Origin of the sequence: Lapillicoccus sp., from assembly GCF_025353065.1 — a bacterium.
Taxonomy (GTDB): domain Bacteria; phylum Actinomycetota; class Actinomycetes; order Actinomycetales; family Dermatophilaceae; genus Lapillicoccus.
The window spans coordinates 1-14,126 of record NZ_JANXRJ010000013.1; the positions used below are offsets into that span (position 1 = coordinate 1).

Here is a 14,126-nt window from a genome sequence, read left to right on the forward strand (position 1 = left end):
CGTCGAGGAGCACTTCTACCTCGTGTGGCCGGTCGTCGTCGCGGTCGTCCTGTCCCGGGCGGACGCGTCGAGGCTGCGTGCACTCGTCTGGGTGGTCGTCCGGCTGTCCGTCCCGTGCCTGGTGCTGATGGCAGCCCTTCAGGTGCACACAGCCCTTAATCTCTACTTCCTCCCGACGACGTGGGTGGGTAGCCTGGCCGTCGGCGCGGAGGTCGCCATGTGGGCCCGCACGGTCGCGAGTCCGTCGCTCGAGACAGCGTCTCGGCGTCTCGGCGTCACGGGGTCCTGGACCTCGCTGCTCGTCGCTCTCCTCACCATCGTCGTGACGATGCTGCTGGCCCGACGTGGACTGCTCCAGGTCTCCGTCACCGCCGGTCTCGTCGGCCTGCTCCTGTGTCGCGTCATCCGCCTCCCGCATACCTGGCTCGCACGACTTCTCAGCTGGTCCCCCCTCGTGGCCGTCGGGCGGGTCTCCTACGGCATCTACCTCGTGAATCTGCCCCTCATGGAGCTGATGCACGTCCTGGGCGTCCCTCTTCCCCGACTCGTCGGAGGAATAGCCGCGCTACCGGTGGCCTGGCTCCTCTGGCGCGTCGTCGAGGGACCAGCCCAACGTCGGTGGAGCGGGGCGACGCCCACGGGCGACCCGCGAACGGTTCCGGACGACGTCAGCCTGTCACGGACGCCGAGCCTGGGGCGGCCGGCATGAGGACCCGCATGACGACCCGCATGAGGACCCGCATGACGCACCGCATGACGCACCGCATGACGGTGCATCCGCCACGGCGCTGGCCCCTGGCGACGACGGCGGTCACGATGGCCGCTCTCCTCCTGGCCGTCTTCAGGTGGTCGGCCGTGGTGGCTTCGCCGAGCGCCCACTGGGTCGATCTGGACGTCTACCAGCGCGGGGCGCTGGCGCTGCTGCGCGGCGAGGACCTGTATGCCGTGTCGGTCCACGGGTTGTACTTCACCTATCCGCCGTTCGGCGCGGCGATCTTCACCCCCTTGTCCGGGCTTCCCGAGGCCGTGGCCCGGTGGGGCTTCACCGGTGTCTCGCTGACCGGCTTCGCTGTCGCGATGGTGGTGGTGGGCCGGCGCGCCGGGCTGCGCCTGCCCGTCTCGATAGCCGTGTCTGCGGCCGTGGCGTGGTCCGAGCCGTTCTCCCAGGGGCTGGTCCTCGGCCAGGTCAACACGATCCTGATGGCGATGGTGCTGGTCGACCTCCTGCTCGTCAGCAGGGGGCGTCAGGGATACCTCGTCGGCCTGGCAGCGGGGATCAAGCTGATACCGGCGGTGTTCGTCCTCTACTTCGTCCTCAAGCGGGACTGGAGGTCGGTCGGCCGGTCTCTGCTGGGGCTCCTTGTCTCGGTGGGTGTCGGTGCGGCGTTCGACCCGGGCGCCACCTGGAGGTACTGGAGCGGCGGGTTCCTCGCGCTGGGGCGGTTCGGTCCGGGGCGCCCGTTCGCGAGCGACAACCAGTCGCTGACGGCCTTCCTCGACCGGATCTTCCACGCTGCTTCGCTCCCGCTCACGCTGACGGTGATCGGGTGCCTGGTCGGGGTCGGGATGGGGGTGCTCGCGGCGCGTCGGGCACTAGCCCGCGGCGATGACCTCGGGGCGGTGCTCGCGCTCGCTCTCGGGGGCCTGCTCGCGTCACCGGTGTCATGGAGTCATCACTGGATCTGGTTCGCGCCCGTCGCGCTCGTGCTCGCGGCCGATCGTGAGTGGGTCACCCTCTGGGTCCTGGGACTGCCGTTCCTCATCGGACCGTTCTGGCTGATGCCGGTGCGCGACCTGCGCGAGCTCCACTACTCGTGGTGGCAGGTCCTCGTCAGCGGGTGCTATCCGATCGCGGGAATGGTCGTGCTGACCCTCTGGAGCCGGAGGAAACCCCGACGCAGTGATCGTGCACCGATCCCCGGGCGGGGTTCACAGATCCCGGGCAAGCGAATGGCGTCCTCCCAGGGGGTGAAGGACGCCATCGCCCTCTCATTATGAACACATCAGGGGTCCCCATGCGATGTTTTCGTCGGATTTCTTGACTCGGTTGTCGCGCCGCAGTCTCGAGGATGATCCGGCCGTCGGCCGACCTTCGTCAACCGCTCGGACAGACCTGGGTCGTCCGAACGTCCACATCCCCCGCGAAGTCCGTCACCCGGCTCCGGGCATCCGTACATTCGACACGAACCACCCACGCGATCCCTCTCCCCGGCCTGCCCCCGGCCCGGTCCGCGTCATCGATATTCCGAACGGAGCACGGATGTACCACCTCAGACGGGCCCGCCCGCTCGGCGACCGCAGCCGCGGTGCCGCCGCGGTCGAAGCGGCCCTGGTGCTCCCGGTCATCCTCGTGATCTTCTTCGCGATCTTCGAGTTCGGGCTCCTCTTCAAGGACTGGCTGGGCGTCGTGTCCGCCGTCCGGGCCGGCGCCCGCATCGCCTCGGCCGAGCCGCGGGTCAGCACCTTCGCCCAGGACGCGGCCCTCCAGGTCCAGAACGGGTCGACCGGCATCGACATGTCCGGGCTGCAGGCCATGTGGGTCTACCAAGCCGACAGCAACGGCAACCCCGTCGGCGGCAGCAGCTCGTTCACCAGCTGCACCACCTGCGTGAAGTTCACCTGGGACAACGTGAACAAGAAGTTCATCCTCCCGGCGGCCTACACCGGGTGGACGGCTCTGCAGCAGAACGCCTGCCCCGGCGACCCGGCTCACGACACCATCGGGATCTACATGGAACTCAAGCACCAGTGGATCACGAACGCGATCTTCACCTCGCCCATCGTGCTCAAGGAGCACACGGTCATGTCCCTCGAGCCCATGCCGACGACGAGCGGCTGCAAGTGAGGCGGCTCCGCCGGCTGCTGGCCCGGAGCCGTCGTCGTCGGGACAGCGGCGTGATCGCCATCCTGACCGCGATGTTGATGATCGTGTTCCTCAGCATCTGCGCCTTCACCATCGACGTCGGCCACTGGTACGTCGTCGGCGAGCAGGAGCAGCGGGCAGCCGACGCCGCGGCGCTGGCCGGCGTCGTCAACCTGCCGGCGGACCCCGTCACGGCGGCGGCCGTCGCGCAGAGCTTCTCGCGGCAGAACGGCTTCGCCAGTGCGCCCGCGGTCAGCGTCCAAGCCGTCGTGGCCGACAAGCCGACCCGGCTCAAGGTGACGGTCACCTCGCAGGTCGACAACTGGTTCGGGGCGCTCCTCGGGGTCCCCACCACCGCGGTGACGCGGACCGCGGTGGCCGACTATGCCGGGCCCGTGGCGATGGGGAGCCCGTGCAACGAGTTCGGCAACGACCCGTCCACCGATCATGTCGCCAGCGCCAACTGTCCCAGTACCGGCAACTTCTGGGCCAACGTCGGCAGCCTGGCCTCGCTCAAGAGCTTTGGCGACGCGTTCCAGGACGGCGTGTGCAACGGCGCCGACGGGTGCACGGGGGCGACGAACACCGACTACTCCCCGAACGGCTACTTCTACACCGTCACCCTCGCCAAACCGATCGCCAACTTCACGGTCGAGGCGTTCGACCCGGCGTTCGTCGCCGTCGGAGACGTCTGCGGCCCCGCCAGCGGCCTGAACGGTCCTGTCGGGACCCTGTACGAGCCCGGCTCGGCCAGCCCCTACTGCACCGGCGACGTCGCCTACGACTCTCCCGCCGGCTCGAACGTCGGGAACGTGCAGACCGAGTTCGCCGTCCGTCAGGCGAACGCGCTGTCCACTCCATGGGACCCCAGCAGCTATCCGGCGATCGGTGGTTGCACGACGGACTTCCCCGGCTACAACCAGAGCCTGGCCAACATCCAGAACTCCACCTGGGCGACCGGCGACCCGGTGAAGCAGGCGCTCAAGAGCGTCTTCCGCAAGTGGGTACCGCTCTGCAAGATCCTCGGGACGACCCCCGCAGGGACCTACTACATCCAGGTCAAGACCAACGGACTCGGCTTCGACCGCGCCGAGGGACACAACCGTTTCAGCCTCCGCGCCTACTCCGGCCTCAACGCCGCCGACAACGCCTCGATCTCGATCTCCGGCAACCAGCGCATGGGGATCTACGCCAACCTCCCGGGTGCCTCCACGACCTTCTACCTCGCGCGCATCCCGAGCTCCGCCGCCGGCCACGTGCTCACCGTCCGGCTGTTCGACATCGGTGACTCCAACGTCGCGGGCGTCGTCACCGTCCGCGCTCCCGACGGGAGCACCCCCAGCGGCTGCACGGGAATCGGTCCTGCCCCGGGGCCCGTCCTCGTCGGTTGCTCGATCGTCGCGAGCGCGATCTTCAACGGCAAGTGGCAGAGCATCTCCGTGCCCGTCCCCAGCACCTACACGTGCACCGACTCCGACCCGACCGCCTGCTGGTACAAGCTCAACTACTCCTACGGAGTGGGCAGCCAACCCAGCGACACCACCTCGTGGACCGCCAGCCTCGAGGGAGATCCCGTCCGACTCGTCCAGTAGCCCTCATCGCGCAGTGGCGCCCGTGTGTGATGATCGTCGGGTCAGTGCCCACGGATCTGGAAAGGCCGGTCGTGAAGGGTCGCGTACTCGTCGTCGATGACGACCTCGCCCTGGCGGAGATGCTGAGCATCGTCCTGCGTCAGGAGGGGCTGGAGGTGACGCACGTCGCCGACGGCTCGTCCGCCATGGGGGCGTTCCGCGAGTCCCGGCCCGACCTCGTGCTGCTCGACGTCATGCTCCCCGGCCTGGATGGCATGGAGGTATGCCGCCGCATCCGGGCGGAGTCCGGCGTGCCGATCGTCATGCTCACCGCCCGCACCGACACCGTGGACGTCGTCGTCGGGCTCGAGTCCGGGGCCGACGACTACGTCGTCAAGCCCTTCAAGCCCCAGGAGCTCATCGCCCGGGTGCGCGCCCGGCTGCGTCGTGGGGACGAGCCGGAACCCGAGAAGCTCGACATCGGTGACCTCAACATCGACGTCGCCGGCCACTCGGTGAAGCGCGACAGCCGCCCGCTCTCCCTCACGCCGCTCGAGTTCGACCTGCTCGTGGCGCTGGCGCGCAAGCCGTGGCAGGTCTTCACCCGGGAGGTCCTGCTCGAGCAGGTGTGGGGCTACCGCCACGCCGGGGACACGCGACTCGTCAACGTCCACGTCCAGCGGCTGCGGAGCAAGATCGAGCACGATCCCGAGCACCCCGAGATCGTCGTCACCGTGCGCGGGGTCGGTTACAAGGCGGGTCCGGCCTGACGGTGTCCGGGACGACCGCTCCGCGTCCGGCGCCCTCCGGGGCGATCGGGTCGGACGCCGGGCCGCGCGCCCGGCGTGGCCTCGCCTCTGCGTCGGTCCACGTGGGCGTGCGCAGCCTGGTCGGCGTGGTGTCTCTGTGGCGTCGCTCGCTCCAGTTCCGCGTCGTGGCGCTGACGATGGTGCTCGGGACGCTGGTCCTCGCCGGCGTGGGCTCCTACCTCTACCAGCGGGTGGCCGACGGCCTCGTGGAGGAGCGCCGGATCGGGGCCTCCGCCGAGGTCATCCAGCTCGCCGCGAAGGCGCAGCTGCAGCTCGGGGGGTCCAACGACCAGCGGGACACGACCGACGGCCTCGTCATCGCCGCCAAGAACACCGTGCAGAGCATCGCGGGCACCGAGGGCTCGCGCTACGTCGTGCTGGCCCGCAGCGACAACAACACCGTCACGGACGCGATCCTGCCCCCGATCGTCTCCGGCGACGAGGTCGGGCTCGTCTCGATCCCGGCCGAGCTGCAGCAGAAGGTGGCCGGGAGCCCCGCCACGCAGCAGACCCAGATCATCACGCTGCGGCTGTCCAACGACACCGACGTCACGCCCGCCTGGGTGATCGGGCAGCAGATCACCGTCTCCGGCGCAGGTCCCTACGGCCTCTACTTCATCTACCCCATGACCCGTGAACGCGACACCCTCAGCCTCGTCGGACGCACCTTCCTCGTCGGGGGCATCGTGCTGATGTTCCTCATCGTCGGGATCTCCTACGTCGTCACGCGGCTCGTCGTCGCGCCCGTGCGGCGGGCGGCCGAGGTGGCCGAGCGGTTCGCGTCCGGCGCCCTCAACGACCGGATGACGGTCAGGGGGGAGGACGACCTGGCCCGGCTGGCGCAGGCCTTCAACGGGATGGCGGCCAGCCTGCAGCAGCAGATCGCCCAGCTGGAGAACCTCTCGCGGTTCCAGCAGCGGTTCGTCTCCGACGTCTCGCACGAGCTGCGGACCCCGCTGACGACGATCCGGATGGCCGGCGACCTGATCCACGACTCCCGCGCCGACTTCGATCCCACCGTGAGCCGCTCCGCGGAGCTGCTCCACAACGAGCTCGACCGGTTCGAGTCGCTGCTGTCCGACCTGCTCGAGATCAGCCGATTCGACGCCGGCGCAGCGGTGCTCGACCTCGAGCCGACGGACCTGCGTCGTAGCGTGGCCCGGGTCGTCGACGCCACGGCGTCCCTCGCCGAGCGCAAGAGCACGCGAATCGACATCGAGGAGCCCGACCACCCCTGCGAGGCCGAGATCGACCCGCGGCGGGTGGAGCGGATCATCCGCAACCTCCTCGTCAACGCCATCGAGCACGGCGAGGGACGCCCCATCGAGATCCGGGTGGGCGAGGACGACTCCGCGGTCGCCGTCTCGGTGCGGGACCACGGGCTGGGCCTGCGACCAGGGGAGGCGGCGATGGTCTTCAACCGCTTCTGGCGCGCCGACCCGGCCCGGGCGCGTACGACCGGGGGGACCGGGCTCGGCCTGGCGATCTCCCTCGAGGACGCCCGTCTCCACGACGGGTGGCTGCAGGCATGGGGCACACCGGGCACCGGATCCTGCTTCCGCCTGACCCTGCCGAAGGTCCCGCGCGAGCCCCTCGAACGGTCCCCGCTGCCCCTCAACCCGCTCGTGCCGTCGAGCCCGAGCAGCACGCCGCCACCGGTCGCACCGGCCGGCAGCCTCACCCACGGTGGTCTGCCGGTGGGCCTCCCCCCCGATCCCGGCGCCCAGACCGCCGGGACGCGGGGTTCCGGAGGTCAGTCGTGATCGCCCGCCGACCACGCGCGGTGGCACTGTGGGCAGCCCTGCTCGGTGCGGTCCTGGCCCTGAGCGGGTGTCTCGGGCTGCCCCGGTCCAGCGACGTCCAGCCCGGCCGCAAGGTCAACGAGCAGGTGGACCAGCGGACCCGTGTCGTCGTCAACGGCCCCTCGAAGGGTGCCTCCCAGGACGTCATCGCCCGCGACTTCGTCCGGTCCGGGGCGTCGTTCCAGGAGACCGACCAGAACAACCAGGTGGTGGGGCGCGCGTTCCTCGCCCCGGCGTCGGTCGACCGGTGGAAGCCGACCTCGGCCGTGACGGTCTACGACGAACCGACGGCCATGGCCATCGAGCACCTCCCGGCCGACCAGGTGCGGCTGACGGTGAGCGCGGTGGCGACCATCGACGCCGCCGGGCGATACACCGAGCTCGCGCCGGGGACGAAGCAGTCGGTCGTCTTCTCGATGGAGCGGATCGACGGCGAGTGGCGGATCGACCTCCCCGCACAGGGTTTCGGCCTCTGGATCAACACCGACGACTTCAGCCGCGCCTTCAGCTACTACCCGATCCACTACGTCGTGCCGAAGACCCGGCGTCTCGTGTCGGACGTGCGGTGGTTGCCCTCGGGGTCGCGCGTTGTCACCGCCGTGGCCCGGGCGCAGCTCAGTGACGTCCCCGACTACCTCGAGGGGGTGGTCGCGACCGACATCCCGCCGTCCACGAGGCTCGCGATCGACGCGGTCGACGTGAGCAGCGTCGGCGTGGCGACGGTCACGCTCAGTAACGGGGCCCAGACGCTCGAGCCCGAGCGGCGACGGGGGATGTGGGCGCAGTTCGTCGCGACCCTGGGCAACGGCAACCTTCCCCAGGTGACGTCGGTGACGTTGGCGGTCCAGGGGATCGGGATCATCGCGGTGCCCGGCCTGCCCGACGCGATCAGCTCCCTCGCCGACCTCGGCTACACGCAGGACGACGCGCCGCCGCGCACGGGCGGGATGATGCGCACGGCCCAGGGTGTCGAGCTGATCAACCCCCAGATGATCCCCGGGACGGACTCGGGAACGCTCGTGGGGAGCCCGCTACCCGGCAACGTCGGCATGCTCCCCATCCCGGCGGACTACGTGGACCTCGCCCTGTCCCCGGACGGGCACGACGTCGCGGGCGTGGCCAAGAGCCGCGCGGAGCTCGTCCGCTGGCGGGACGGCAAGATCCTCACCGTCCCGTCGTTCGGCACCGCGCTCACCAACCCCGGCTACGACACCCAGGGACGCTTGTGGATCGCCGGTCGGTCGGACAGGGTCTCGGCGGTCTGGTGGCTCGACGCCTCGACCACCAGCAACACGGGTCCGATGCCGGTGACCGCCGCATGGCTCACGGGCCGCACCATCGTCCAGGTCGCCCCGTCGCCCGACGGCACCCGCCTCGCCGTGCTGTCCCGAGCGGCGGCGGGGGGCGACGACCGGCTCGACGTCGCCGGCATCCAGCGCAACCAGGGCGGCGAGCCCGTCTCGCTGGCGAGTCCCTACCAGCAGGGGCAACCGCTCGTCGGCCTCGTCGACCTCACCTGGATCGACACGATGACCCTGGCCGTGCTCGGACGGGACCTCCCCACGGATGTCGTCCGGCCCTTCATCGTCCCGATCGGACAGGGCGTCGGCCTGCGACGGATGGGCCAGCTGACCCTCGACCAGCTCCTCGTCCGCCCGGTCCCCGGTGCGACCGGCATCACGAGCCGGGGCAACCCCGGTGGTCTCATCGTCATGGCGGGCGACGGTGCGCAGCTGCGGGTGGGCACCACGTGGATCACCATCCCCGGCGTGCGCAGCATCATCATCGCGGCCAGCTGAACCGACCTGCGACTGCCGGCACCGGACGCCCTCATCGGATGGCTGCCCTCAGGCGGGTCAGCGGACAGGCGCCGCGAGCAGGACGTAGCCCCCGGACCGCTGCAGGGGCAGCCATCCCCTCTGCTCCTGCAGGGCGGCCGTCAAGGGCGCCTCCGCCGGGAGGAGCGCGCGCGTGGCCCCCGTGCGGTCGACGAACGCCTCCCAGCCCGGCTGAGCCCGGACGGCGGAGGCATACCCCGCGACGTATGCCGCGTCATAGACCTCGATCCGGGTGTCGATCACCAGGTGGAGCTGCGGCTCCGCGAACACGAGCCGACTGGACAGGTCGTACCAGTCGAAGAGGACGGTCCCGCTCGGCATCGCGTCTAGCCGGGGTTCGAACGCGGCACCCGGGATGCGGTCGAGGTGCGATACAGGGACACACAGCGCGGCGGCCAGCACCAGGGCGATCCCGGCGCCGACGGCGAGGTGTCGGCCTTCTCGGAGGTTGGTGGTCGTGCTCGTCGTGCTCGTCGTGCTGACCGGGCGACGACGCATCGTCTGGAGACCTTCGGCCACCAGGGGGACCAGGAGGCACGCCGCGATCGGGATCATTCGGTTGTAGCTGATCGCGAACGCGAGCGCGAGAGCGCAGTGAGCCACCTTCCACCACGACGGGGCGGACCCCCGACGCAGCCATCCGAGAACGAGGAGGACGCCGGCCCCGACCACGATCAGCGCGATGGGGTTCGTGAGGTCGACGAAAGTCCACTCGGCAACCAGGCCGCTCGCCGCGGAGCGGATCGTCAGCGGGAGGACGAGCAGGCGGAGTCCGACCGGGGTGAGGCCCGCGACGATGACGCTGGCCACGACGACGCCGATGAAGCGCACCCCCGTCCGGCGGTCCATCCGACGGTCGCCCAGGAGACCCAGGAAGGTGGCCAACCCGATGACGGGGCCGATGGACCAGGAGCCGTGCGTCGAGGCCCAGACCCAGGACAACGGGACGAGCCACCATGAGGGCCGGAGATCGGCGGCCGCCCGCCGCCACAGGATCACGGCCACCATGGTGAACACCGCCCCGGCCGCCAGCGGGCGTTCACCGAGGGCGGGGGCCGTGGACAGGCCGAAGAACGTCGCCATGACGGCGAGGACGAGATCGGCCTCGCGCCGTGCCGAGGCGAGGAACAGGGCGGTGAGGACGATGACCGAGACGGCGCGCAGGAAGACGACGGCGCCCGGACCGACGAGGTCGTAGCCGATCGAGGCGACCACGTCCCCCACCCATTCCGTGAGCACGAAATCTCGGGTGGAGAAGGTCGAGAACGGGTCGGGGCCGGCGAACTGCCACGTCTGGCGCAGCCACTGGCCAGCGCGGAGGTTCCACCACGTGTCCGGATCGGTGATCGGACGAACGGCGATGGTGATGACGCCGATGAGGACCGGGATGCCCACGAGCCAGATCTGGGCGCGGCTCGGTGCCGCGGCCGGCGACAGACCGGTGGACGTGGTCAGCGTCGCGCCGGGGCTCTCCTCGTCATCTCTCTCCTCGTCGGCGACGCCCGGCGGGGGGTTGAGCGTGGTGCTCATGTCGCTGCCCTCATGTGGGCGCCCCGACGAGGGTGTAGCCCGAGTCCCGACCGAGGACCGTCCAGTGCCGCTCGCTCTCGAGGGCGCCCAGAAGTGCGGAGGTGTCCTCGACCAACGCGTACCGCGTTCCGGACGAGTCGATGAGGCCCTGCCATCCTGCTCGCGCCTGGTAGGTCTGCAGGTAGGCGTGCATCTGGTCCGGCGTGTAGGACTCGGCCCGGAGATCGACGACGGGCGCGACGTTGGGGGCAGCCCAGAGGAGCCAGCCGCTGACGTCGGTCTGACTGAGCACCGTTGTGCCAGATGGGAGCCGGTCGAGCTGGGCGGTCATGGCGGTGGGAACCCCGAGCGGCCGCTCGGAGCGCAGGAACGACAGCGGCAGAGCTGCTGCCGCCGCGACGGCGGCGACGGTGAGCAGGACGCCGAGGGGGAGGATCGCCGGCTTTGCCGCGGGGTGCACCGATGGCTGTTGCACCGATTGCTGTTGCCCCGATTGCTGTTGCACGTCGGGCTGCGCCGCGGGGACGCCGATCCTGGCGAGCGTCTCGACGAGGACCGGCGTGAGGATGACGGCGGCTGGGGCTCCGGTGCGGATCGCCGCGAACGTGAGGACGAGCGACACCACGACGACCAGGAGCCGGGACCGGGCCAGCCGGTCCCCTCGGACCAGCGTGACGCCGGCGGTCACCACGACGAGCGTGAGGACGCCCACGACAGTGGACGATCCGATCGTGCCGGGCTGCCACTCCTCGACGAACTGCCGACCGTTGCTCCCGACGGTGAAGGGCGTGACCAGGAGGGCCGGACCGAGTGGGGTGGCGGCCGTCACGGCGAGCTGGGCACCGAGGACCACCGCCAGCCGGGCGGTCCTCCGGACCGGGGCGCTGTCCAGCAGCCGTCCCAGACACACCACCGCTCCGAACGACAGACCGATCGACCACAGGCCGTGGCTCGAGGCGAAGACCCAGGCCAGGGGGACCAGCCACCACCGGGGCCGCCCGTCCTCGAGGCTGCCCCACCAGCCGAGGACGGTCAGGGCGAGGAGCACCATGCCCAGGGCCTGCGGGCGCTCCGTCATCGTCGGCAGGCAGATCACCGTGACCACCGCGGAGACCGTCAGCGCCGGCCAGGCCGGGAGCCGACGACGCGAGACGAGGACGAGGGTCACGAAGAGGGCGATGATGCTCAGGGCCCGCATCCAGGCCAGGGCCGGCACACCGAGCCACTCGAACAGCTCGTAGCCCAGCACCGACGGCAACCACTGGGTGGGCACGTAGACGCGAGCCGCGCTGGGGGAGAACGGGTCCGGGAGTCCGAACCGGCCACCCGACGCGAGGAGCCCACCGACCCTCAGGTGCAGCCACGGGCTGGGATCACTGACCTGTCGCACCCCCAGCTGCGTGACGACGGCGAGCGCCGCGACGGTGAGGCCGACGGCGGGCAGCGCAGCACGCGCGCGCGGCGACACGCTGGGTGGGGACATGGCTGTGAGTCTGTCGGTCCGACGGGCGTCGTTCCAGAGCCGGCGAGAAGGATCGTCCGTTCGGCCGTGAAGGACAGCCGAAAGGCCATCGACCCATGCGTTTTCGCCTGATGTGGGGCGTTATGGGGACCGAGAGACTTCATCTCGACGCGAGGTCGCCCGGACCTGCGGCTTTCACCTCGACACCTTCCACCTTGCACCGAAAGGCACCCTCATGCTCAAGGCTCTCGCTCGTCTCCAGACCGCCATCAACCGTGACCGTGGCGCCACCGCCGTCGAGTACGGCCTCATGGTCGGCCTCATCGCCGTCGTCATCGTCGGCACCGTCCTCATCCTCGGTACCAATCTCAACGCGCTCTTCGTCAACATCTCCACCAAGGTCTGATCCTCGCACCCGGGCGATCGGGAGCACCTTCCGCGTGGCGATCGTTCGGTCGCCACGCGGTAGGGGTCCGGTGGCTCACGAGAGCCGGATCCGTCGTTCCGTCCTCCGCTCGTCACCATCCGTCCCGTCTCCTGCCCCCTCCAGCACCCCTCCCCCCACCGGACAGGCTTCCCCTCCATGAAGGCACGCGTCATTGCGCTCGTTCTCGCCGCTGCGGTCGCGCTCCTCGGGGTCGGCGCTGTCGTGCTCTACGCGCAGGGGGCCAACAGCCGAGCCGTCGCCGGCGTCCAGCCCCAGGCCGTGTACGTCTCCCAGAAGCTCGTCCCGGCCGGCACCGCGCTCAATGCCGCCGTGACGCAGGGGCTCCTGTCGCGCACCAACGTCCCGGCGGAGTCCAAGCCGGTCGGTGCCCTCACCGACGTGAGTCCGGCCAACAAGGACCTCGTCGCCACCACCGACATCCCGGCCGGTGAGTTCGTCCTCGCCGCCCGCTTCGGCGCCGTCGCGTCGGGGAGCAAGGCCATCGAGGTGCCCACCGGCAAGGTTGCCGTCTCGGCCCAGCTGAGCGACCCGGCCAAGCTCGGCTCGTTCATGACTCCCGGCTCCCACATCGTCATCTACGACACCCACGACGTCGTCGCGGCCGGGGGCGCCACGACGGCGGAGACGCAGATCCTCCTCCAGGACGTGCTCGTCATCGCCGTCGGTGACACCTCGTTGACCCCCGTGGCGGCGGGCGCCGGCGGTGGCACCTCCGCTGCCTCCACGAGCTCCACCAGCGTGCTCGTCACGGTGGCTGTCCCCCCGGAGGACGCGACGCGCCTCGTGCACGGAATCCAGACGGGTCGCCTGTATGCCGGCCTGCGGGGCACCGACGCCAAGGTCGACCCGGCCGCGACGGTCTCCGACAGCTCCCTCTTCGCCAAGTAAGCTCCCTCTTCGCCACGTTAGGGCCCCTCCGATGACCATCCTCTGGGACACCCAGCCCCGCTCCGCCGAGCGCTATGCCTTCGCCATCGGCACCGAGATCACCACGGTCGAGAACTCCCCCAGTGCATTGCGGACCCTGGCCGGCGATCCGGCCGAACAGCTGGTCGTGATCGGCCCCGGCATCGACCTGGACGCCGCCTGCGGCCTCATCGAGACCGTCCGTGTCGAGCAGCCCGAGGTCGGTGTCATCCTGCTGCGCACCCGTCTCGACATGGTCGTCCTCGGCCAGGCCCTGCGGGCCGGTGCCCGGGAGGTCGTCGGCGCCGACGAGCTGACCCAGCTCGCCGACGCCTGTCGCCGCAGCCGTGAGCTCTCGGACCGCCTGCACGGGCACACCGGCGGCGCCAGCGGCGAGGTCAACGGCCGCATCGTGACCGTCTTCTCGGCCAAGGGTGGTGTCGGCAAGACGACCTTCTCCACCAACATCGGCGCCTATCTCGCGTCGCTCGGGCACAAGACCCTGGTCGTCGACCTCGACCTCGCGTTCGGAGACGTGGGGATCAGCCTCCAGCTCCTGCCGGCCCAGAGCATCGGTGACGCGGTCGCGATGTCGGGCCACCTCGACGAGCAGGGCCTGCGGTCCCTCGTCACCCATCACGAGAGCGGTCTCGACGTGCTGGCGGCTCCGCCCACCCCGGGTGGTGCCGACAGCATCCCCGGCAGCACCGTGACCGAGGTGCTGCGTGTGGCCCGCCGGTTCTACGACTTCGTCGTCGTCGACACCCCACCCGCCTTCACCGACCACGTCTTCGCGAGCTTCGACCTCAGCACCTCGCTCGTCCTCATCGCTACGCTGGACGTGCCGGCCCTGAAGAACCTCCGGCTCACCCTCGACACCCTCGACGTGCTCGGCAG

Annotated in this window: 11 protein-coding genes and 1 pseudogene; 10 read left to right on the top strand and 2 right to left on the bottom strand. The window is 70.4% G+C overall.

Features of this window, described 5'->3' with window-relative positions:
* The 7 genes and pseudogenes from Q0R63_RS00995 to Q0R63_RS01025 form a co-directional block, all read left to right on the top strand.
* Positions 1-709: pseudogene (locus tag Q0R63_RS00995) on the top strand (hypothetical protein); the annotation flags it as partial.
* A 44-nt stretch (positions 710-753) separates the two neighbouring features.
* Entirely contained in the window at positions 754-1,998 is a 1,245-nt protein-coding gene (locus tag Q0R63_RS01000) for a glycosyltransferase 87 family protein (RefSeq protein ID WP_295692685.1), read from the top strand.
* Between the two features lie 262 nt (positions 1,999-2,260).
* Positions 2,261-2,845 carry a TadE family protein gene (locus Q0R63_RS01005; RefSeq protein ID WP_295692688.1) on the top strand — a complete coding sequence of 195 codons (585 nt, stop codon included), beginning with the start codon at positions 2,261-2,263 and terminating at the stop codon, positions 2,843-2,845.
* 50 nt (positions 2,846-2,895) lie between these two features.
* The gene (locus Q0R63_RS01010) at positions 2,896-4,455 is read left to right on the top strand and encodes a pilus assembly protein TadG-related protein (RefSeq protein WP_295692690.1); all 1,560 of its coding nucleotides are present in this window, start codon (positions 2,896-2,898) and stop codon (positions 4,453-4,455) included.
* Between the two features lie 71 nt (positions 4,456-4,526).
* Positions 4,527-5,204 (top strand): MtrAB system response regulator MtrA, encoded by a 678-nt coding sequence (mtrA, locus tag Q0R63_RS01015; protein ID WP_295692693.1) that lies wholly within the window; start codon positions 4,527-4,529, stop codon positions 5,202-5,204.
* A gap of 125 nt (positions 5,205-5,329) precedes the next feature.
* Positions 5,330-7,006 (top strand): MtrAB system histidine kinase MtrB, encoded by a 1,677-nt coding sequence (gene mtrB, locus Q0R63_RS01020; protein ID WP_295692696.1) that lies wholly within the window; start codon positions 5,330-5,332, stop codon positions 7,004-7,006.
* Entirely contained in the window at positions 7,003-8,844 is a 1,842-nt protein-coding gene (locus tag Q0R63_RS01025; RefSeq protein WP_295692699.1) for an LpqB family beta-propeller domain-containing protein, read from the top strand. The genes mtrB and Q0R63_RS01025 overlap by 4 nt, the downstream gene beginning before the upstream one ends.
* A gap of 57 nt (positions 8,845-8,901) precedes the next feature.
* Here the strand turns inward: Q0R63_RS01025 and Q0R63_RS01030 are convergent, their stop codons facing one another.
* Complete coding sequence (locus Q0R63_RS01030; RefSeq protein WP_295692701.1) at positions 8,902-10,413, bottom strand: hypothetical protein; 1,512 nt, start codon at positions 10,411-10,413, stop codon at positions 8,902-8,904.
* 10 nt (positions 10,414-10,423) lie between these two features.
* On the bottom strand, positions 10,424-11,896 hold the full coding sequence (locus tag Q0R63_RS01035; RefSeq protein WP_295692703.1) for a hypothetical protein: 1,473 nt from the start codon (positions 11,894-11,896) through the stop codon (positions 10,424-10,426).
* 214 nt (positions 11,897-12,110) lie between these two features.
* Here Q0R63_RS01035 and Q0R63_RS01040 point away from each other — a divergent pair, with 214 nt between their 5' ends.
* From Q0R63_RS01040 to Q0R63_RS01050, 3 genes are all read left to right on the top strand, one after another.
* Positions 12,111-12,281 carry a Flp family type IVb pilin gene (locus Q0R63_RS01040; protein WP_295692704.1) on the top strand — a complete coding sequence of 57 codons (171 nt, stop codon included), beginning with the start codon at positions 12,111-12,113 and terminating at the stop codon, positions 12,279-12,281.
* Positions 12,282-12,458: 177 nt separating this feature from the next.
* Positions 12,459-13,211, top strand: a complete 753-nt coding sequence (locus Q0R63_RS01045) for an RcpC/CpaB family pilus assembly protein (RefSeq protein WP_295692707.1) — start codon at positions 12,459-12,461, stop codon at positions 13,209-13,211.
* A gap of 31 nt (positions 13,212-13,242) precedes the next feature.
* Positions 13,243-14,126, top strand: an 884-nt coding sequence (locus Q0R63_RS01050) for an AAA family ATPase (RefSeq protein WP_295692710.1), incomplete at its 3' end; no start/stop codon positions are given.

Excerpts from the sequence above, each read along its gene's own strand:
- Q0R63_RS01030 (WP_295692701.1), bottom strand. The coding sequence starts at position 10,413 with ATGAGCACCACGCTCAACCCCCCGCCGGGCGTCGCCGACGAGGAGAGA.
- Q0R63_RS01035 (WP_295692703.1), bottom strand. The coding sequence starts at position 11,896 with ATGTCCCCACCCAGCGTGTCGCCGCGCGCGCGTGCTGCGCTGCCCGCC.
- Q0R63_RS01040 (WP_295692704.1), top strand. The coding sequence starts at position 12,111 with ATGCTCAAGGCTCTCGCTCGTCTCCAGACCGCCATCAACCGTGACCGT.
- Q0R63_RS01000 (WP_295692685.1), top strand. The coding sequence starts at position 754 with ATGACGCACCGCATGACGGTGCATCCGCCACGGCGCTGGCCCCTGGCG.
- Q0R63_RS01005 (WP_295692688.1), top strand. The coding sequence starts at position 2,261 with ATGTACCACCTCAGACGGGCCCGCCCGCTCGGCGACCGCAGCCGCGGT.
- Q0R63_RS01045 (WP_295692707.1), top strand. The coding sequence starts at position 12,459 with ATGAAGGCACGCGTCATTGCGCTCGTTCTCGCCGCTGCGGTCGCGCTC.